The 18,902-nt window shown below is 65.0% G+C and carries 18 protein-coding genes; 10 read left to right on the top strand and 8 right to left on the bottom strand.

The window, feature by feature from the left end; all coding sequences use genetic code 11:
• Nucleotides 1–76: 76 nt before the first annotated feature.
• Both OU682_RS17805 and OU682_RS17800 read right to left on the bottom strand, forming a co-directional pair.
• Nucleotides 77–268 carry a hypothetical protein gene (locus OU682_RS17805; protein ID WP_268943543.1) on the bottom strand — a complete coding sequence of 64 codons (192 nt, stop codon included), beginning with the start codon at nt 266–268 and terminating at the stop codon, nt 77–79.
• A 161-nt stretch (nt 269–429) separates the two neighbouring features.
• Complete coding sequence (locus OU682_RS17800) at nt 430–660, bottom strand: hypothetical protein (RefSeq protein WP_268943542.1); 231 nt, start codon at nt 658–660, stop codon at nt 430–432.
• Here OU682_RS17800 and OU682_RS17795 point away from each other — a divergent pair.
• A complete protein-coding gene (locus OU682_RS17795; RefSeq protein ID WP_268943541.1) occupies nt 643–984 on the top strand; it encodes an acyltransferase in 342 nt (113 codons plus the stop codon). The two genes, OU682_RS17800 and OU682_RS17795, sit on opposite strands and share 18 nt — an antisense overlap.
• 151 nt (nt 985–1,135) lie before the next feature.
• Here the strand turns inward: OU682_RS17795 and OU682_RS17790 are convergent, their stop codons facing one another.
• Nucleotides 1,136–2,482 (bottom strand): hypothetical protein, encoded by a 1,347-nt coding sequence (locus tag OU682_RS17790; protein ID WP_268943539.1) that lies wholly within the window; start codon nt 2,480–2,482, stop codon nt 1,136–1,138.
• A 65-nt stretch (nt 2,483–2,547) separates the two neighbouring features.
• Here OU682_RS17790 and OU682_RS17785 point away from each other — a divergent pair, with 65 nt between their 5' ends.
• A complete protein-coding gene (locus tag OU682_RS17785; RefSeq protein ID WP_268943537.1) occupies nt 2,548–3,135 on the top strand; it encodes an outer membrane protein in 588 nt (195 codons plus the stop codon).
• A gap of 57 nt (nt 3,136–3,192) precedes the next feature.
• Here OU682_RS17785 and iscR read toward each other — a convergent pair whose 3' ends face one another.
• Entirely contained in the window at nt 3,193–3,651 is a 459-nt protein-coding gene (gene iscR, locus OU682_RS17780) for a Fe-S cluster assembly transcriptional regulator IscR (protein ID WP_268943535.1), read from the bottom strand.
• A 162-nt stretch (nt 3,652–3,813) separates the two neighbouring features.
• Here iscR and OU682_RS17775 point away from each other — a divergent pair, with 162 nt between their 5' ends.
• Together OU682_RS17775 and OU682_RS17770 are read left to right on the top strand one after the other, a co-directional pair.
• Complete coding sequence (locus tag OU682_RS17775) at nt 3,814–4,476, top strand: alpha/beta hydrolase (protein WP_268943534.1); 663 nt, start codon at nt 3,814–3,816, stop codon at nt 4,474–4,476.
• Between the two features lie 6 nt (nt 4,477–4,482).
• On the top strand, nt 4,483–5,610 hold the full coding sequence (locus OU682_RS17770) for an HD domain-containing protein (protein WP_268943533.1): 1,128 nt from the start codon (nt 4,483–4,485) through the stop codon (nt 5,608–5,610).
• Here the strand turns inward: OU682_RS17770 and OU682_RS17765 are convergent, their stop codons facing one another.
• Entirely contained in the window at nt 5,611–6,756 is a 1,146-nt protein-coding gene (locus OU682_RS17765; RefSeq protein ID WP_268943532.1) for a Hint domain-containing protein, read from the bottom strand.
• A gap of 240 nt (nt 6,757–6,996) precedes the next feature.
• Here OU682_RS17765 and OU682_RS17760 point away from each other — a divergent pair, with 240 nt between their 5' ends.
• The 6 genes from OU682_RS17760 (at nt 6,997) to folE2 (ending at nt 15,067) form a co-directional block, all read left to right on the top strand.
• The gene (locus OU682_RS17760) at nt 6,997–8,208 is read left to right on the top strand and encodes an NADP-dependent isocitrate dehydrogenase (protein ID WP_268943531.1); all 1,212 of its coding nucleotides are present in this window, start codon (nt 6,997–6,999) and stop codon (nt 8,206–8,208) included.
• A 94-nt stretch (nt 8,209–8,302) separates the two neighbouring features.
• On the top strand, nt 8,303–8,971 hold the full coding sequence (gene purQ / locus OU682_RS17755; RefSeq protein WP_268943530.1) for a phosphoribosylformylglycinamidine synthase subunit PurQ: 669 nt from the start codon (nt 8,303–8,305) through the stop codon (nt 8,969–8,971).
• Between the two features lie 141 nt (nt 8,972–9,112).
• A complete protein-coding gene (locus OU682_RS17750; RefSeq protein WP_268943545.1) occupies nt 9,113–10,828 on the top strand; it encodes an ATP-binding protein in 1,716 nt (571 codons plus the stop codon).
• Nucleotides 10,829–10,848: 20 nt separating this feature from the next.
• Nucleotides 10,849–12,174 carry a sigma-54-dependent transcriptional regulator gene (locus OU682_RS17745; protein WP_268943529.1) on the top strand — a complete coding sequence of 442 codons (1,326 nt, stop codon included), beginning with the start codon at nt 10,849–10,851 and terminating at the stop codon, nt 12,172–12,174.
• Between the two features lie 632 nt (nt 12,175–12,806).
• Nucleotides 12,807–13,994, top strand: a complete 1,188-nt coding sequence (gene metZ, locus OU682_RS17740) for an O-succinylhomoserine sulfhydrylase (RefSeq protein ID WP_268943528.1) — start codon at nt 12,807–12,809, stop codon at nt 13,992–13,994.
• A 56-nt stretch (nt 13,995–14,050) separates the two neighbouring features.
• Nucleotides 14,051–15,067 (top strand): GTP cyclohydrolase FolE2, encoded by a 1,017-nt coding sequence (gene folE2, locus OU682_RS17735; RefSeq protein WP_371832268.1) that lies wholly within the window; start codon nt 14,051–14,053, stop codon nt 15,065–15,067.
• Here folE2 and OU682_RS17730 read toward each other — a convergent pair.
• The 3 genes from OU682_RS17730 to OU682_RS17720 are packed head-to-tail and all read right to left on the bottom strand — an operon-like array spanning nt 15,064 to nt 18,901.
• Nucleotides 15,064–17,391 carry an aldehyde dehydrogenase family protein gene (locus tag OU682_RS17730; protein ID WP_268943526.1) on the bottom strand — a complete coding sequence of 776 codons (2,328 nt, stop codon included), beginning with the start codon at nt 17,389–17,391 and terminating at the stop codon, nt 15,064–15,066. The genes folE2 and OU682_RS17730 overlap by 4 nt on opposite strands.
• Nucleotides 17,392–17,399: 8 nt before the next feature.
• Nucleotides 17,400–18,341 carry a deoxyribose-phosphate aldolase gene (gene deoC, locus OU682_RS17725; protein WP_268943525.1) on the bottom strand — a complete coding sequence of 314 codons (942 nt, stop codon included), beginning with the start codon at nt 18,339–18,341 and terminating at the stop codon, nt 17,400–17,402.
• Nucleotides 18,338–18,901 carry a DUF1523 family protein gene (locus tag OU682_RS17720; RefSeq protein WP_268943524.1) on the bottom strand — a complete coding sequence of 188 codons (564 nt, stop codon included), beginning with the start codon at nt 18,899–18,901 and terminating at the stop codon, nt 18,338–18,340. The genes deoC and OU682_RS17720 overlap by 4 nt, the downstream gene beginning before the upstream one ends.
• Between the last annotated feature and the right edge of the window lies 1 nt (nt 18,902).

Genomic DNA, 18,902 nt, shown 5'->3' with positions numbered 1-18,902 from the left:
CTGATGAAAGTTTCAGCGCCTTCATTGCTCTCGCCGCAACCGTCATCCGACTCCGGTGAACGTCAACACACCCTAGTTAGTCGTGAAGGACGACTACACGCTTGCCGCCAGACATGTGGGACACCAGTTTCTCCATCGTGGCGAGCAGCCGAGACCCTGTCAGGCCGGGACATTTCACGACTGCTGACAGCCATTGTTCCATCAGGTCGTCGTCAATGGCGGGATTGTCACCCCGTTTCCAGAAATAGTCCGGCAGCGCGTCAGTCATGGGCTCTCCTGAAGTGTGGGATGGGCCGGACTTCATGCTGCGACACGCCCCCACAAAATGGGGGGGATCGCGGCGGAACGCTCCTCCGCTACCATGGTTCCCTGAAGGACAGTATGGCCCCGATCTCGGCGGATGAATGACTGACCTTTGGCGAGAGACTTTCAGGAATGACGCAGCAGCTTAAGGGTGCCGGGGATCTTGTCGACAATGGACAGGATAACGTCATTTCCCTGGGTGACGATGCGCGGGTCAGGCGAATCTTCGTCGACGGCCATCGCAACACGATCAAGATAGGGGCCAGGTGCAAGATCGCGGGCCAGATCGTGATCCGGTGCAACGACGGCTCCATCGAGATTGGCGAAGGCACCACTGCGATGCAGCTGATGCTGCACATGCACGAATCCTCCCAGATCATCATTGGCCGGGACTGCATGTTTTCCGGGGGTATCTGGATGGACAGCAGCGACAACCATTCCATCCTCGACGTGGCCTCGGGCAAGCGGATCAACCCCTGCAAGCCGATCACGATCGGCGATCACGTCTGGGTTGGCCGGCAGTCAACGATCCTGAAGGGATCGGTGATCGGCAGCCATTCGGTCATCGGCGCCGGGTCAATGGTGCGGGGCGTCATTCCCCCGAACTGTATCGCGGCAGGATCACCCGCCAAGGTCATCCGCACCGGTGTCACCTGGGACCGGCGCCGGCTTCCGGTCTGAGGCGGCCGTTCCCAGAGAGCGCTCCACCTGTTCATCAAATAAAAGGCTGGCCAGGGCGCCGCCGCATCTGACCCGCCCTTCCTTCGGGCAGCGGGCCTGAGGTCACGTTCGCGTCTGGGATTGGGCACCCGAAGCAAGGGAGCCGGCACCGTCAGCGCACCATCTGGTGGGCGGAAGGGTGGTTGCAAGCGGGACTGGCCAGATAAAGATCCACTGCCGCCTTGTCGAGCTTCGATCCTTTCTGTCCACGTTGCCTGAGGGTCCGAAGCACGCCCGCCTTGTTCTGATGATAGTATTCCAGATCGAATATGGCGGCGAACCGCTCGAGCTTTCCAAGCGCGTCAAGCGTCAGCATCGTGCGATAGCACTTCCAGCATTGCGAACAGTTCCTGCCCGGCCCGACCATGGCAGCGCGCTTCAAAGGCGGCGTGACGCAAACGTCCAGCAATCCTTGCGCGACTGTGTCATCGGCCAGAAGCTCGGTTTTCCGGATGCGATCGCTGCCCGCGCCGGCTGAGATGAAGCGCAGATCGGTCGTGGACAACAGCGGCAGAAGCACCGGGTCCAGATGACCCATGTAGTCTGTCGCCGTGAGGTCCAGTTCCGGATAGGCGAAGGCTGACGCATAGAGATAGATGTCCAGCTCGCGCTCGAAAAGGCTTGCGGCAGAGGCGTTGCGCAGGGTGTGGGTGCGGGTGAAGCCCAGACCCTGCGAACGATCGTAGAAATGGGTCAGGTTGCTGCGCACGGAATGGGCCTCCACACCAAGTTCCTGGGCGTAAGCGGCGGTACGTGCCGCGGCTTTGGTGAAGGCTTCCTCGGTCCCGCGGCCGCCGCTTTCCCCGAAGGCTCCGACGCCGAAGGTCATCAGATCCGTCACGTCGAGGCAGGCCGAGACGCCGGATTGGCGAAAGCTGCGCAGCGCGGAAAAGCTGTCGATGCCTGCGGAGAACCCCGTGCCCACGCGCAACGCCCCACAGGACCGGCCTTCGGCAGGGGCAATGTCGGCCTCGACGTCGATTCGCTTCAAGCTGCTGTTGAAGTGCATGAGCAGATCCTGAAGATCGCTGCGCAGAAAATGCAGCAGCAGCGCCGAAACACTGCCCTGGATGTTCAGCGCCTTGCCGGACAGCATGGCTGGAAGCAACAGCGCCATGGCAGCCCAGTTGGCCGTCTCGCTGGGTTTCCGATGGCCCGTCGTGCTCGAGACGACATAGCGCAACTCGCGCCGCCCCGATGCGTCATGCACGTCGCAACGATAAGTCGTCTCCTGGTTCGCCTTGGTGATGTCGAATGAACTGACGGCAATGAAACTGTCCAAGGAAGCACCAGCTTTGATGACGACGCGACATTGGTGCAGCTTGCACCCGGTTGCCCGATTTTCAAAAGCATTCCTGCGGTGAGAGGCCGCCTTGGCCCTTGCTGCGTCTTTTCTTTTCAGATCAATCACTTTCTCGATAGCGTCGCAATCTTGCAACAGTTTTTGCAGTGTGTGCAATCATGCTCTGGCAATGTCGTCGGCCCGGCATATCTAGGCCCCACTGACTAGAAGGAGACTACCCTATGAAATTCGTTGCGCTTACGGTTGCTGCCTCGCTGGCGGCCTCGGCCTCATTCGCTGGCGGCTATGTGGCCCCGGTCGTCGAGACTGCCCCCGTGGTTGCGCCCGTTGTCCCGGTTGAGGCTGGCACCGACTGGACCGGCTTCTATGCCGGTCTGCAGTATGGCAAGGGCAATGCCGAGCTGTCCGACGGTCTGGGTGACAGCGACTACGACGGCTATGGTGTCCATGCCGGCTACCTGCGCGACTTCGGCAAGCTGATCGCCGGTGCCGAACTGGACTACAACAAGGCCGATCTGGACGAAGTCGATGCGGATGCCGACCTGTGGCGTCTGCGCGCCCGCGCCGGTTACGACATGGGCAAGTTCCAGCCCTACGTGACCCTGGGCGCTGCCCATATTTCGGCCGATGACGATGCAGGGGACTTTTCGGAAACCGGCATCACCTATGGTCTGGGTGCCGAATACCTGCTCACCGAGAACTTCTCGGTCGGCGCGGAATACAGCCGCAGCGACTTTTCGGACGTGATTGCCGACGGCATCGACCTGGATACCGACCTGGTTCAGGTGCGGGCATCGTACCGCTTCTGATCGCAGGCGATTTCCATCCGAACGCGGCCCTTCGGGGCCGCGTTTTTCTTTGCGTCCTCAATCGTCCACGACGCTGAGGATCTGGGGCAGGGCGGGGCAGGGCAGCAGCTGGTTCCGGGCCACGTCGGCCAGCGAATGGTTGTGCAGGAACACATAGACATGCGCCGACAGGCTTTCCCACAGCCGGTTCGACAGCGTCTGCGCCCGCGATCCCGACACCCCGCCCGATGCGCCCGCGCCGATATGCATGGCGCTGACGGTTTCATCGACGGCCTCCAAGATCTCGGAGATGCGAATCGTCTCGGGCGCGCGGGCCAGCCGGTATCCCCCACCGGGACCGCGGACCGAGGCGACAAGCCCGGCGCGCCGCAGCCGCACGAACAGTTGTTCCAGATAGGGCAGGGAGATGTCCTGGCGCGACGAGATCTCGGCCAGAGAGGTCAGGTCGCTGCCCTTGGCGGTGGCCAGGTCGACAAGGGCGATGATCGCATAGCGTCCCTTGGTGGACAGTTTCATCTGCTGGCTCCTTTCAGGCGGTGGCGTCGGATTGACGACGCGCGCGCTTGCACGCTATGCCGCCCCAGTCCGTTTCTTGCGCAATCCGCGTCGGCATACCAGATAGCGGTCTAAAAGCGCCATGCAGATGCGTCAAGAAACCCGTAGCTTCGAAGGAAGACGATGCCAGAGCTGATTTTTCCCGGCCCCGAAGGGCGGCTCGAGGGCCGCTATCACCCCCAACCGGGCAAGCCCGACGCCCCCCTTGCCATCGTCCTGCACCCGCATCCGCAGTATGGCGGGACGATGAACAACCGCGTCGTCTATAACCTGCACTATGCCTTCCACAAGCTGGGCTTCACGGTGATGCGGTTCAACTTCCGCGGCGTGGGGCGCAGCCAGGGCGAATTCGACCAGGGCATCGGCGAGTTGTCGGATGCCGCATCGGCGCTGGACTACCTGCAGGCGATGAACCCGAACAGCAAGCATTGCTGGGTCGCGGGCTTCAGCTTCGGCGCCTGGATCGGGATGCAGCTGCTGATGCGCCGCCCCGAGATCACGGGCTTCATCAGCGTGGCCCCGCCCGCGAACATGTACGACTTCAGCTTCCTGGCGCCTTGCCCGTCGTCGGGGCTGATCGTGAACGGCACCGCCGACCGCGTGGCGCCGCCCAAGGACACGCATGCCCTTGTCGGCAAGCTGCGCGAGCAGAAGGGCATCACCATCACCCACAAGGAAATCGAGGGCGCCGACCACTTCTTCCGCGACGATGAGCTGCACATGAAGCCGATGATCGACCTGGTGCAGGATTACGTGCGGCGGCGCCTGACGGAAACCACGCGCTAGGGCGGGATGGCGGACCGCATCGCCCGCCAGTTCGCCTTTCTGGCCGAGGCTGACCGACTGAAATCGGTCAGCCGGGCCAATGTGCTGATGGACCTGTCGCGGTCCGAAAACAGCGCCGAACACAGCTGGCACGTCGCCCTGCAGGCCATGGTCTTCGGCGCGTCCGACCGGGCGATCCGGATGCTGCTGGTCCATGACCTGGTGGAAATCGACACGGGCGACCAGCCGATCCACCTGGACCACGATGCAGGCGCCCTGGCCCGGGCCGAGGCGCAGGCGGCTGCCCGCATCTTCGGCCTGTCGCCCCATGCCGACGAACTGATGGCCCTGTGGCTGGAGTTCGAGGCCGGCACCACGCCCGACGCGGTCATGGCCAAGCGCATGGATCACAGCCAGCCGCTGTTCCAGGTGCTGCTGGCGCCGCAGCCCCTGGCGGATCACGTCGCCATTGTTCGCGACAACATGGGCAGCGGGCGGGCCGCCCGGCTGGCTGCCGAATGGCCCGAGGCGATGGATTGGGCGGGCGCCATGCTGGCCGGAACGCCCCCGCGCGACAGCGACCTTGCCCGCCGCCTGCGCTTCCTGGCCGAAGCGGACGCGCTGAAGGCGGTGATCCGCGCCAACCTGCTGATCGACGGTTCGCGGCGCGAGAACAGCGCCGAACACAGCTGGCACCTGGCGCTTTACGCCCTGGCCTTCGCCGATCTGGCGGCACCGGGCGTGAACCCCGACCGGGTCATCCGCATGCTGCTGATCCATGACCTGGTCGAGATCGACGTAGGCGACGTGCCGCTGCATTCCGCCGCGGGCCAGGCCCATGGCTCGGCCGAGATCCAGGCGGCCGAGGCTGCCGCCGCCCGGCGCATCTTCGGCCTGCTGCCCGACGCGCAAGCGCGGGAATTTTTGGCACTGTGGCAGGAATTCGAGGCTGCCGCCACCCCGGATGCGGTCTTCGCCAAGGCGCTCGATCGCTGCCAGCCGGTGATCCAGAACCTGCGGTCGGGCGGGGTGGGCTGGGTCGATTATGGCGTGACCTTCGACGACATCGAGACCCGCGTGGGCCGCAAGGTTGCCCTGGGCGCGCCGGCCTTGTGGCAATGGCTGCGCGTCGAGGTGCAGGCCTTCTTCGCCTGATCAGCTTGCCAGGGGTTTCTGGTTCGCCGCGTGCCGTGACGCCAGTTGCCGCGCCTGCTTTCCGGCCACGAAGGGGCGGGCGCCGGGAAAGGCCTCGACAGTGTCGCGCAGTTGCGGGAACAGCGTGAAAATCTCCTCGGCGGCGCGGCCAAGCGCCAGCAGGGCTTGGGGGCCGGGGTAAAGGGATTCGGTTTCCGCGCCATTCGACAGGACGACTTCGTGCGCGGCGAACATCATGTGGACATAGGTGACGCCCTCGGAACCCTGGACGATGTCGATGCCCTCGATCTCGGTCAGGTGCTTGGCGGCGACCAGCAGTTCCTGGGCCCCGAACATCCGCGCGGCGATGGCCGACCGCACCAGCACCCGATGCTGCTGCGAAACCAGCAGATCCTGCGCGGGCAGGCCCCGGCCAAGCGCCCCTGCGGCGATGCGGACCGGCGCCAGGGCAGGGTGCGCCGCGATCTCGGCCGCGGTGACATGGCGGCGGCCCATCCAGCGGACGGGCTGCAATCCGTTGTCGCGGGTCACGACCAGATCGCCGACCCGGATATCCTGGACCGGGCGATCCCCGGCGGCGGTGGCGATCAGAGTGCCGCTGGTAAAACAGGTGATCGGCAGGTCGTGGATCGTCGGCTTGAACGAGATCACGGCGACATAGGTATTCTCGGGCAGCGGGTCGGCCGACAGGATTTTGACCCCCCTCAGCGCGTCGATGCCGTCCCATTCCGGCAATGCGTCCTTGGATGGCCGGAAGAACATGTCGCCGTTCTTCATCTGGATCAGCACGCCTTCCTGTTCCGTGGTGCTGCCGTCGGGGAAGGTCAACTGATAGCGGACCGACATAAAGCCCGTGATGGTGGTGCCGACCTTTTCCCCTGTCTGCGGGGACAGATAGGTCATCCGCGAGTCCGTGACATCACGGCCACGGCTGTCGTCGTTGTAGCTGGTGGCGAAAGCCTCGGTCCGTTGGCCGTCCACGGTGATCGTGCGGGTGTCGCCGCTGATCGTCACGGGCTTGATCTGCGCCGTCCCGACCGCGTTGTAGCCCGCCATCCGGTCTGCCTCGGCATGGGTGGAAGGGGTGCCGCTGGTTGCGTTGACCTGCGCGTGGTTGCCAAACCACAGCCAATTGACTGTCGCCATCGGAACACTCGATTACTCGTTACACTACAGCCCCATCTGTAAGACTTGCCGACCCGGAAGTCACCTGCCGTTTGGGGCAGGTTTTCCTAAAATTTTACTTGAAAACAGTCAGGTAGGTGGAAGGGGCAGGCGGATGCCGGGATCGCGGGAACCTGGCTGCATACCGCTGCATACAATCTTTTCTTCCGAGCCTTTCCCGGCTATAGCGGCACGCGAACCTCAACGCCGAAAGGACCGCCCATGTCAAAGATCAAGGTCGATAACCCCGTCGTCGAACTCGACGGCGACGAGATGACCCGGATCATCTGGGACTTCATCAAGCAGAAGTTGATCCTGCCCTATCTGGACGTGGATCTGAAATACTACGACCTGGGCATCGAGGAACGCGACCGCACCGACGACCAGATCACCATCGACGCGGCCAACGCGATCAAGCAATACGGCGTCGGCGTCAAATGCGCGACCATCACCCCCGACGAACAGCGCGTCGAGGAGTTCGGCCTGAAGAAGATGTGGAAGTCGCCCAACGGCACGATCCGCAACATCCTGGGCGGCGTGATCTTCCGCGAACCGATCATCTGCCAGAACGTCCCGCGCCTGGTGCCGCACTGGACCAAGCCCGTGATCGTCGGCCGCCACGCCTTTGGCGACCAGTACAAGGCCACGGACTTCCGCTTCCCCGGCAAGGGCAAGCTGACCATCAAGTTCGTCGGCGAGGATGGCGAGACGATCGAGCACGAGGTCTTCCAGGCGCCGTCCTCGGGCGTGGCGATGGCCATGTACAACCTGGACGAATCGATCCGCGACTTCGCCCGGGCGTCCTTCAACTATGGCTTGCAGCGCGGCTATCCGGTCTATCTGTCGACCAAGAACACCATCCTCAAGGCCTATGACGGCCGCTTCAAGGATCTGTTCCAGGAGGTCTTCGACGCGGAATTCGCCGACCAGTTCAAGAAGGCGGGCATCATCTATGAACATCGCCTGATCGACGACATGGTGGCCTCGAGCCTGAAATGGTCGGGCGGCTATGTCTGGGCCTGCAAGAACTATGACGGCGACGTGCAGTCGGACACCGTGGCGCAGGGCTTTGGTTCGCTGGGCCTGATGACTTCGGTCCTGATGACGCCCGATGGAAAGACCGTCGAGGCCGAGGCCGCCCACGGCACCGTCACGCGCCACTACCGCGAGCACCAGAAGGGCAACCAGACCTCGACCAACTCGATCGCATCGATCTTTGCCTGGACGGGCGGGCTGAAGCACCGCGCCAAGCTGGACGACAACACGGCGCTGCTGAACTTCGCGCAGACGCTGGAAAAGGTCACCGTGCAGGCGGTCGAGGATGGCTACATGACCAAGGACCTGGCGCTGCTGGTGGGGCCGGACCAGAAGTGGCTGACCACCATGGGCTATCTGGAAAAGGTCGACGAGTACCTGAACAAGGCTCTCAGCTGAGCCATGCGGGAAGGGCCGGGGAAACCCGGCCTTCCTCTTTCAACGGGCGCCTGGCTGCGCTATGTGGCCGTCATCCCTTGACAGGAGTCGTCCCATGAAAGCCGCCGTCATCACCTTTCCCGGATCGAACTGCGACCGCGACCTGGCCGTGGCGCTGGAACAGGCGGGCGCGCAGGTGACGCGCGTCTGGCACAAGGACCACGCCCTTCCCGAGGGCACGGATCTGGTGGGCGTTCCGGGCGGGTTCTCATTCGGCGACTACCTGCGCTGCGGCGCGATTGCCGCGCAATCGCCGATCGCGGGCGCGCTTCGGGCCCACGCGGAACGGGGCGGCTATGTCCTGGGCATCTGCAACGGCTTCCAGGTGCTGACCGAACTGGGCCTGCTGCCCGGCGCCCTGATGCGCAACACTGGGCTGACCTTCCTGTGCAAGCCTGCGGTCCTGGATGTCGTGACAGCGGACAGCGACTTCACTGCCGGCTATGACAAGGGCCAGCGGATCACCATTCCGATCGCCCATCACGACGGGAACTACCAGATCGCGCCCGAGGGGCTGGCCCGGTTGCAGGACCAGGACCGCATCGCCTTCACCTATGCCCCCGCCATCAACGGCTCGGTCGGCGACATCGCGGGGGTCCTGTCCGGGAACCGCCGGGTGCTGGGCATGATGCCTCATCCCGAACGCGCCGCCGATCCCGCCCTTGGCGGCACCGATGGGGCAGCGCTGTTCCGCTCGCTCGTGAACGGCGTTGTCAACGCCTGACTTGAGAACCGGGGCTTCTGGGCCTAGAGTGCGGCAGTTGTGCAACATGGCCGGGCTTCATAGGTGATCGAGGAAAAGGACAGCGCCAGCGAGTCAGAGCGTTTTCGACCGCGGCTGGCGCAGCCCGGCAATCCGTGGTGGCTGCGAATCGCGATCGCCCTGGTGTTCGGGGTGGCCATCGTTTCGATCTGGACGACGAATGCCTGGCTGACCACGCGGTTTTCCGAAAACACCCGCGTCCGGTCGGAACTGCGGCTGGCGCTTTATACCGGCAACCTGCTGTCGGAACTGCAGCGCACGGCGGTGGTGCCGCTGCTGCTGGCGCGCGACCCGGCGCTGATCGGGTCGCTGAACAGCAACGATTTCTCGACCACCTCGGCCCGGCTGATCGCGGCGCAGAAGGAAATCGGCGCGGCCTCGATCCGGCTTCTGGATGCCTCGGGGCGCACGGTCGGATCCACCGACCGCTATCAGATCGGCACGAACAATGTCCTGGCGCCCTTCTATGTCGAGGCGCTGCGATCCAGCGAAACGGTCTTCACCGTGACCAACCGGGGCGGGGGCGCCCATGAGTTCACCTATTCCCGCGCCGTGATCGCGGATGGCAGGACACTGGGCGTGATCGTCGTGGGTGCCGACCTGTCGCGGCTGGAACGGTCCTGGGCCGGCATTTCCGACGCCGTGGCCGTCACCGACAGCGGCGGCAACATCATCCTGGCGACCGAACCACGATGGCGCGGCCTGACCATGCCCGAGGCGCTGGCGGTGCGCGACGCCCCCTCGGCGATCCAGCGGGCCTTCCAGGTCACCGCCGACTGGACGGCGATGCCGATCGACGGCTATGTCCAGGGCCGCGCCGTCATGCAGGCCGAGGCGCGCATCCCCTTTCGCGGCTGGCGGATGACCAGCTTCACGACCTATGCCTCGGTCCGGGAACAGGTGAACGCCGTCCTGGCGCTGGAGATCATGGGCTTCGCGATCCTGCTGGCGGGGACCTTCTATCTTCTGTCGCGCCGGGCGCGCAGCCAGTCGGTGGCCTATATGCGCGAATCGGCTGACCTGCGCGCGCTGAACATGCGCCTGACCCGGGAGATCGCCGAACGCGAGCGCATGCAGAAAGAGCTGCGCGTCGCCGAACAGACCGTGCAGCAAAGCTCCAAGCTGGCGGCCTTGGGCGAGATGTCGGCGGGCGTCAGCCATGAACTCAATCAACCCTTGGCCGCAATGAAGACCTATCTGGCGGGCGCGCGGCTGTTGCTGCAGCGCGGCCGGGCCGAGGAGGCGCTGTCCAGCTTCCAGCGCATCGACGACCTGATCGAGCGGATGGGCGCGATCACCCGGCAGCTGAAATCCTATGCCCGAAAGGGGGGCGAGGCGGTCGAGCCCGTGGATCTGCGCGCCGCCGTCAGCAGCGCCCTGACCATGATGGAGCCGCAGTTGCGGCCCCGAACGATTCGCGTGACCCGCAACCTGCCGCGCGGCAGCGTGATGGTCATGGCCGACCGCATCCGGCTGGAACAGGTCATCATCAACCTGTTGCGCAACGCGGTCGATGCCGTGCGCGACAAGCGCGACGCCCGGATCGAGATCATCGTCGAGGCCGCCACCAACGCCTATGTGCTGGTGCGCGACAACGGACCGGGCATCTCGGATCTGGAAAAACTGTTCGAGCCGTTCTGGACGACAAAGAAACCGGGCGAGGGGACGGGCTTGGGCCTGGCCATATCGTCAAGCATCGTGGCCGATTTCGGAGGCCGCCTGACCGCCCATAACGAAGATCAAGGCGGCGCCGTCTTTGCCGTGGAACTGCCCCTGTTGAAGCCGGGGCAGGTCCAGCAGACGCTTGCCGCCGAATGACGAGAGAGGAAAAGACATCAATGTCCCGCAAACTGAAGATTGCGATCGTCGACGATGAACCGGACATGCGGGAGTCGATCAGCCAGTGGCTGGTCCTGTCCGGGTTCGAGACCGAAACCTATCCCAGTGCCGAGGAGGCGCTGAAAGTCATCGGCGCCGACTGGCCCGGCATCGTTGTCTCCGACATCCGCATGCCCGGCATGGACGGCATCGCCTTCCTGAAGCGCCTGATGGGGCTGGATTCGGGCCTGCCCGTGATCCTGATCACCGGTCATGGCGACGTGCCCATGGCGGTCGAGGCGATGCGGATCGGCGCCATGGATTTCATGGAGAAGCCCTTCAATCCCGACAAGATGACGGCGCTTGCCAAGAAGGCCACGCAGATGCGGCGGATGACGCTGGACAACCGCGCCCTGCGCCGCGACCTGTCCGAAGGCCAGCAGGTGATGTCCAAGCTGATCGGCACCAGCCCGGTCATGGAGCGCCTGCGCGAGGATATCCTGGATCTGGGCCAGGCCGACGGGCATGTCCTGATCGACGGCGAGACCGGAACCGGCAAGACCCTTGTGGCCCATGCCCTGCATGCCGTGGGCCCGCGCGCGACCAAGAAATTCGTGCCCGTGTCCTGCGCCGCCTACAGCGACGATGCGCTGTCGGCCCGCCTGTTCGGCCCGCTGGAAGACGGCATTCCCGCCGTCGAGGAAGCACGCGGCGGCACCCTCTGCCTCGAGGACATCGAGGCGCTTTCCGAGCCCCTGCAGGCCCGGTTGCTGGCCTTCATCAGTGACCAGGGCACGCCGGCGGAAACCCGGATCATCGCCATTTCCAACGCCCGCGGCGAAGGACGCCGGGCCGAGGATTCGCTGCGTCCCGACCTGTTCTATCGCCTCTCGGCGCTGAAGATCACCCTTCCGCCGCTCCGCGCGCGGGGCGAGGATATCCTGTCGCTGTTCACCCGCATGGCCGAGCAGTTCTCGGAGGAATACGGCTGCGAGCCGCCGCAGGTTTCCGCGCAGGAAGCGGCCCAGCTGCTGCAGGCGCCCTGGCCGGGCAACATCCGCCAGCTGATCAACGTGGCCGAACGCGCCGTGCTGCAGAACCGGCGCGGTTCGGGCAGCATCGCCTCGCTTCTGATGGCGGATGGCGAGGACAACCAGCAGGCCACCACGACCGAGGGCAAGCCGCTCAAGGAATATGTCGAAAGCTTCGAGAAGATGCTGATCGACAACACCATGCGCCGCCACAAGGGCAGCATCGCCGGCGTGATGGAGGAGTTGTGCCTGCCGCGCCGGACGCTGAACGAGAAGATGGCCAAATACGGCCTGCAGCGCGGCGACTATCTTTGAATGGAACAGGGGGCGGATTTCTCCGCCCCCGATGCTGCTGTTCAGGCCGTTACATGAAACAAAACTGGTGACGCGGCCCACAAAACAACCGATCGGAGCAATGATCGGTCAGACCGGCAGGTCCTCACACAAACACTCGACCACCTCATCCATCCGCCGTTCGTTCACCGGAGCGGCCGAGGATGCGCGGCCCAACACAAAAATGGACTTGCCGTCCCGTTCAGTCAAAACCGCTCCCTTGCGCCGGGCGCGGCCGGAAGGTTGTTCCCTTTGGGATTGCCGTGACAGGACATCGGGACATTCATTCGCATGATCCAACATCATATCCGTAGTCCAGTCAGGGACGACCTTTCCTGCGCGATCCGATCTTCTTGACCGCCTAGTCAACTTACCGACGCGCCACGGCCCGCTCAACCTGTCCATTTGGACAATACCCTGTGCTTCGCGGCAATTTATTGAAATCACTTTCCATTTGCGCAAACGTCAAAATGACCGTTTGCCTGGTGGCGCAGGCTTTTCTACCTGAAGGAAAGCTTCGCCGCACCCTTGTGTTCCGGCGGGCTGCCGGCATGACCCTTGCGCCATGGTGCCGGGGGCGCTAACCCCCGTGGCGTCAGAAGAGGGCATTCGGAATGAGCGACAGTTCAGCCAAGGGGCTTCACCCGCGCACGCAAGCCGTCCACCACGGCATCCGCCGCAGCCAGTATGGCGAGATGGCCGAGGCGATCTTCCTGACGCAGGGCTTCGTCTATGACAGCGCCGAACAGGCCGAGGCGCGCTTCAAGGGCACCGGCCCGGACGAATTCATCTATGCCCGCTACGGCAACCCCACCAGCCGCATGTTCGAGGACCGCATCGCCGCGCTGGAAGGGACCGAGGACGCCTTTGCCACCGCCAGCGGCATGGCGGCCGTCAATGGCGCGCTGTTTTCCATGTGCAAGCCCGGCGATCACATCGTCGCGGCCCGCGCGCTGTTCGGATCCTGCCTTTACGTGCTGGATCTGCTGGCGAAGTTCGGGGTCGAGGTCAGCTATGTCGATGGCACCGACCTGGGCCAGTGGAAGGCCGCCTTGCGTCCCGGGACCCGGGCCGTGTTCTTCGAAAGCCTGTCGAACCCCACCCTGGAAGTGATCGACATCGAGGGCGTCGCCCGCCTGGCGCACGAGGTCGGCGCCCTGGTGGTGGTGGACAACGTCTTCGCCACGCCCGTCTTTTCGCGGGCGGTGGAGCTTGGCGCCGATGTGGTGGTCTATTCCGCGACCAAGCATATCGACGGCGGCGGCCGCGCGCTTGCGGGCGTGATCTGCGGCACCCGCCAGTTCGTGCGGGAGGTCGCCGAGCCCTATCTCAAGCATACCGGCGGCGCGATCAGTCCGTTCCACAGCTGGATCATGCTGAACGGGTTGACGACGATGGACCTGCGGGTCCGCGCCCAGGCCGATACCGCGCTGAAGATCGCGCAGGCGCTGCAGGGTCATCCGGCGCTGTCGCGCGTGATCTATCCGGGCCTTGCCGACCATCCGCAGCACGATCTGGCGATGCGGGCCATGGGCTCGGGCGGGACGATGATCGCGGTCGAGGTCGCGGGCGGGAAGGACGCGGCCTTTGCCGCGCTGAACCGGCTGGAAATCGTCAGGATCTCGAATAACCTGGGCGATGCGAAATCCATCGTCACGCATCCCGCCACCACCACCCACCAGCGCCTGTCGGACGAGGATCGCGCCTATCTGGGCATCACGCCCGGCCTTCTGCGCCTGTCGGTCGGGCTTGAGGATGCGCAGGATCTGATCGACGACCTGATGCAGGCCCTGGCTGCCTGACCTTGAGCCTGGCCCGGGTCGCGAATGCGGCCCATCCTGCCGATTTTGTTCTTTGGATTGCGGTGCCCGGCCCCCATATTGTGCCGCGATCCGCCAACAAGGATTCCCCCATGACCGAAGCACGCCCGCTGATTCCCGCCTATCCGGCCCTTGTGCGCAAATATGACGCAGGGTTCCGTGTGGATGATGCCTACAAGGCCGGGTTGCCTGATCTGCAGAACGGTCCCGCCAGCCTGATCGTCGGCGCTCGCGCCCCGATCCAGCATGTGGGCATTTCGAACTTCCGCCTGCCGATCCGCTACCAAAGGCGGCACGGCGGAGAGATCACCCTGGAGACCAGCGTGACCGGCACCGTCAGCCTGGAGGCCGACCGCAAGGGCATCAACATGTCCCGGATCATGCGGTCCTTCTATGCCCATTCCGAACATGCCTTCAGCCTCAAGGTGCTGGAAGCCGCGCTGGACGACTATCAGGCCGATCTGGATGCCTATGACGCCCGCATCCAGATGCGGTTTTCCTATCCGATCCGCGTCGATTCGCTGCGGTCGGGCCTGTCGGGCTGGCAGTATTACGACATCGCGATGGAGGTGCTGGACTTCCAGGGCCAGCGTCTGCGGATCATGCACTTCGACTATGTCTATTCCTCGACCTGCCCTTGTTCGCTGGAACTGTCAGAACACGCGCGCGAGACCCGCTCGCGGCTTGCCACGCCCCATTCGCAGCGGTCGATCGCGCGGATCTCGGCGGTGATGGCGGGTCCGGACAAGATCTGGTTCGAGGACATGGTGGAACTCTGCCGCCGCGCCGTGCCGACCGAGACTCAGGTGATGGTCAAGCGCGAGGACGAGCAGGCCTTCGCCGAACTCAATGCCTCGAACCCGATCTTTGTCGAGGATGCGGTGCGCGCCTTTGCCCAGGAACTGCAGGCCGATCCGCGCTTCGGCGATTTCCGGGTGGTCGCCAGCCACCAGGAATCGCTGCATTCCCATGACGCGGTCAGCCTGATGGTCAGCGGGCCGACCTTTGCGCAAGCCTCGCTGGACCCGATGACCTTTGCGGGCCTGCGCGCCTAATAGGCTGCAGACCCGGTGCCTTCGGGCAGGGCGCCATAGGGCAGCCAGATCGTCTTGGCCTGCGTGGCATGGCGCAGGAAGACTTCGCCCTGCGCCTGCGGGCCACACCAGTTGCGATGCGCGGGCGACCAGACGGGCTTGAGGTTGCCGCCCGCCGCCTTCTCCACCGCCGCCGGATCGCCGCCGACCATCCACATTGCCGCGACCTCGTCATGCGCGGCCAGCACCTTTGCCAGATCGTCGCGCGGGCCGGTCACGATATTGACCACGCCGCCGGGCAGGTCCGAGGTATCGAAGACCTGATACAGATCCGTCACCGCCAAGGGATCGTCCTGCGCGGCGATGGCCACCACGCGGTTGCCCATGGCGATGGCGGGCATGACCAGCGACATGAAGCCCGCCAAAGGCTGCGCGTTCGGGCAGGCGATGCCCATGACGCCGTAGGGTTCGTTGACGACGTTCAGCAGGTGGCCGGGCTTCGCCTGCGCATTCGCGCCGTCGAACTTGTCCGCCCATGCGGCATAGTGGAAGGCGCGGGCGATGGCGGCATCAACCTCGGCCCTGCTGGTGCGGGCGGCGAATTCCTCGGCCCGGGCGGACAGGTTCTCGGCGATGTAGTAAAGCACCTGCGCGCGGGCATGGCCGCCCATTGCGGCCCATTTGCCCGCCTTGGCGGCAGCCTCGACCGCGTTGCGGATGTCCTTGCGGCTGCCCAAGGGGGCAAGCCCGCCTGGAACCGCATAGCTGGCCCCGCCGTCCGGGCGCTTTTGCGCCCCGCCGATGTAAAGCTTGGCCGTGCGGTCCAGACCGGTCGGGTGTCCGCTGCCGGTGGTGGTGGCGACCGGCGCTGCGGCGGCGGGTTCATCCGCCGCATCGACCGGCGCTTCCGCCAGATAATCCAGCATCCCGGCGCGTCCGCCCTCGCGACCGAAGCCGCTTTCACGATAGCCGCCGAAGGGCGCGGCAGCGTCGAACAGGTTGGCGCAGTTGATCCAGACCACGCCCGCCTTGATGCGGGCCGCGATATCCGTCGCCACCGCCGCGCTTTCCGACCAGACCGAGGCGGCCAGCCCATAGCGCGTGTTGTTCGCCAGCTCGACCGCCTCGTCCGCGGTGCGGAAGGTGGACAGGGTGGCGATGGGACCGAAGATTTCCTGCTCGAAGCCCGGATTGGCGGGGGCGATGTTTTTCAGATAGCCCGGTGCGATGAAGCAGCCATGGGCCGCCGCGCCGCCGACCAGTTCCGCCCCCGCATCGACAGCGGCCGCGCAGATCGACAGGATGCGGTCCTTCTGGATCGGATCGACGATGGCGCCCACATCGGCGGATTTGTCCAGGGGTGACCCGACCCGCAGCCGGGCCATGCGGGCCGACAGAAGCGTCTCGAAGCGCTCGGCCACCGCTTCGGCCACCAGGATGCGCGATCCGGCGCAGCAGACCTGGCCCCCGTTGAACCAGATCGAATCCACGACGCCCTCGACCGCCGCGTCAAGGTCGGCGTCTGGCATCACCACGAAGGGCGACTTGCCGCCCAGTTCCAGCGTCAGGCGCTTGCCCGTGCCCGCCAGTTGCCCCGCAATCGCGCGCCCCACCTCGGTCGAGCCGGTGAAGGCGATCTTGTCCACCTCCGCCGCGACCAAGGCCGCGCCGGTCTCGCCGTCGCCCGTGACGATATTCACGACACCCGCGGGCAGGCCGATTTCCTGGCATATCTCGGCAAAGGCGAGGGCAGTCAGCGGGGTGTATTCGGCCGGCTTCAACACGACCGTGTTGCCCGCCGCAAGGGCCGGGGCGATCTTCCAGGCCAGCATCAGCAGCGGAAAGTTCCACGGGATGATCTGCCCGCAGACGCCGATCGGCTGATGCCCCGGCAACGCGCTGTCGCGCAGTTCCGCCCAACCTGCATGGTGATAGAAATGCCGCGCCACCAGCGGCACGTCAATGTCGCGCGATTCCCGGATCGGCTTGCCGTTGTCCAGCGTTTCCAGCACCGACAGAAAGCGTTCGCGTTTCTGGACATGCCGTGCAAGCGCATAAAGATACCGCGCCCGCTCGGTCCCCGCCAAGGCCGCCCAGTCCGGCTGCGCGGCACGCGCCGCCGCGACCGCAGCCGCGATGTCATCGGCGCTGCCATGGCTGACCTGCGCCAGAACCTCTCCAGTCGCAGGGTCGCGGCTGTCGAACAGCGCGCCGGGTTCCGTGAAACGGCCGCCGATGAAATGCCCGAACGCCCGATGCCGCGCCAGCCAGTCGCGCACCGCAGTGCTATCCTCGACCGAAGGGCCGTATTCCATCGTTTCCATCAATGCGCTCACGGTGGTCATGCGAAACCTCAGGCAATCGCTTGGCGATAAGCCGCGGCATAGCGGCCTGTCACATGGTGGCTGATCTGGCGTTCGATATCGCCCAGCAGGCTGGACGCGCCGATGCGGAACAGGTCCGGGCGCAGCCAGGCGCGGCCCAGTTCCTCGGCCATCAGCACCTGCCAGTTCAGCGCGTCCTTGGCCGTGCGCAGACCCCCGGCGGGCTTGAAGCCCACAACATGGCCCGTCTGGTCGCGATAGTCGCGGATCGCACGGCACATGACCAGCGACACGGGCAGGGTGGCATTCACGCCTTCCTTCCCGGTCGAGGTCTTGATCCAGTCCGCCCCCGCCTGCATGGCGACATGGCTGGCGCGGGCGACATTCTCCAGCGATTTCAGGTCGCCCGTCGCCAGGATCGCCTTCATCTTCGCGTCCCCGCAGGCCTCGCGCATGGCGCGGAGTTCGTCGTAAAGCGCGGCCCATTCACCACGCAGCACATGGGCGCGGGTGATGACGATGTCGATCTCGTCCGCGCCATGCTCGACGGCATAAAGGATCTCGGCCAGCCGCAGGTTCAGGGGCATCAACCCCGCCGGAAAGCCGGTGGCGACGCTGGCAACCGGGATGCCGGAATTGCCAAGCGCGCGTTTCGCAGGCGCCACCATGGTCGGATAGACGCAGACCGCGCCGGTGGTCAGGCCGGCGACGCCCATCGCCTCCAGCAGGTCGGGCGCGATCGGCTGGCGGGCCTTGGCGCAAAGCCGCGCCACGCGGTCGGGCGTGTCGTCGCCTGCCAGCGTCGTCAGGTCGATGCAGCGCACCGCGTTCAGCAGCCAGGCCGCCTGGTGATCCTTCTTCAGGCTGCGCCGGGCGGGAAGGGTCGCGGCTCGGCGTTCGACGGCGGGCGTGTTGATGCGGATCTCGGCAAAGGCGTCCGTGCGCAGGTCGGTGCCGGGATTGCGGCTCATGCCTTTCTCCGCCAGCCAAAGCCCCGTTCCTGGAACTGCGCCCACATCCGCCAGATCAGCACCAGCAGGACCAGCAACACGATGCAGACGATCGAGGCCGCCCAGTTGCGCGGACGCTCGTTCGCGTCGGACAGGGTATCGACGCTGACGGCGTTCGGATAGGTGGACAGCCAAGCCAGCCGCCAGCCATAGGCGGTGATGCTGACCCATTGCGGATCGTTGCGGCCCGACCGCAGGTTCGTCGCCTCGGCCTGGAGATTGGCGCTGTCGTATTTGAAATAGGGCGGCCAGATCCAGCCGGTATCCTCGTTGCGATAAACGAAGACCTTGCCGTTGGGCCGCACCGTCTCGATGAAGCGCACGTCGCGCTGGCCCTGGGCGTTTTCCACCGTTCCGGTGTTTTCCGAGGCATAGAAGATCGCGTTGGAGGCCGTGACCGAGGTCAGGCGGTTATAGGTGTTGGTGATCCGCACCGTGTTCTTGGACGGCAGCGCATAGTCCAGGAACAGGAACACCGCGATGCCGAACAGCACGCCGACCGCGACCTTGAGATAATGCATG

The sequence above is a fragment of the Paracoccus benzoatiresistens genome (genome assembly GCF_026913015.1).
Taxonomy (GTDB): Bacteria; Pseudomonadota; Alphaproteobacteria; order Rhodobacterales; family Rhodobacteraceae; genus Paracoccus; species Paracoccus benzoatiresistens.
Note: the sequence above shows the minus strand (reverse complement) of the source record. Positions and strands in the feature narration are given on the sequence as shown.

Coding starts and splice junctions, on each gene's coding strand:
- OU682_RS17805 (WP_268943543.1), bottom strand. CDS start 268: ATGACTGACGCGCTGCCGGACTATTTCTGGAAACGGGGTGACAATCCC.
- OU682_RS17730 (WP_268943526.1), bottom strand. CDS start 17,391: ATGACCACCGTGAGCGCATTGATGGAAACGATGGAATACGGCCCTTCG.
- OU682_RS17760 (WP_268943531.1), top strand. CDS start 6,997: ATGTCAAAGATCAAGGTCGATAACCCCGTCGTCGAACTCGACGGCGAC.
- metZ (WP_268943528.1), top strand. CDS start 12,807: ATGAGCGACAGTTCAGCCAAGGGGCTTCACCCGCGCACGCAAGCCGTC.
- iscR (WP_268943535.1), bottom strand. CDS start 3,651: ATGAAACTGTCCACCAAGGGACGCTATGCGATCATCGCCCTTGTCGAC.
- OU682_RS17765 (WP_268943532.1), bottom strand. CDS start 6,756: ATGGCGACAGTCAATTGGCTGTGGTTTGGCAACCACGCGCAGGTCAAC.
- OU682_RS17745 (WP_268943529.1), top strand. CDS start 10,849: ATGTCCCGCAAACTGAAGATTGCGATCGTCGACGATGAACCGGACATG.
- deoC (WP_268943525.1), bottom strand. CDS start 18,341: ATGAGCCGCAATCCCGGCACCGACCTGCGCACGGACGCCTTTGCCGAG.
- purQ (WP_268943530.1), top strand. CDS start 8,303: ATGAAAGCCGCCGTCATCACCTTTCCCGGATCGAACTGCGACCGCGAC.
- OU682_RS17775 (WP_268943534.1), top strand. CDS start 3,814: ATGCCAGAGCTGATTTTTCCCGGCCCCGAAGGGCGGCTCGAGGGCCGC.
- OU682_RS17720 (WP_268943524.1), bottom strand. CDS start 18,901: ATGCATTATCTCAAGGTCGCGGTCGGCGTGCTGTTCGGCATCGCGGTG.
- OU682_RS17770 (WP_268943533.1), top strand. CDS start 4,483: ATGGCGGACCGCATCGCCCGCCAGTTCGCCTTTCTGGCCGAGGCTGAC.
- OU682_RS17795 (WP_268943541.1), top strand. CDS start 643: ATGCAGCTGATGCTGCACATGCACGAATCCTCCCAGATCATCATTGGC.
- OU682_RS17785 (WP_268943537.1), top strand. CDS start 2,548: ATGAAATTCGTTGCGCTTACGGTTGCTGCCTCGCTGGCGGCCTCGGCC.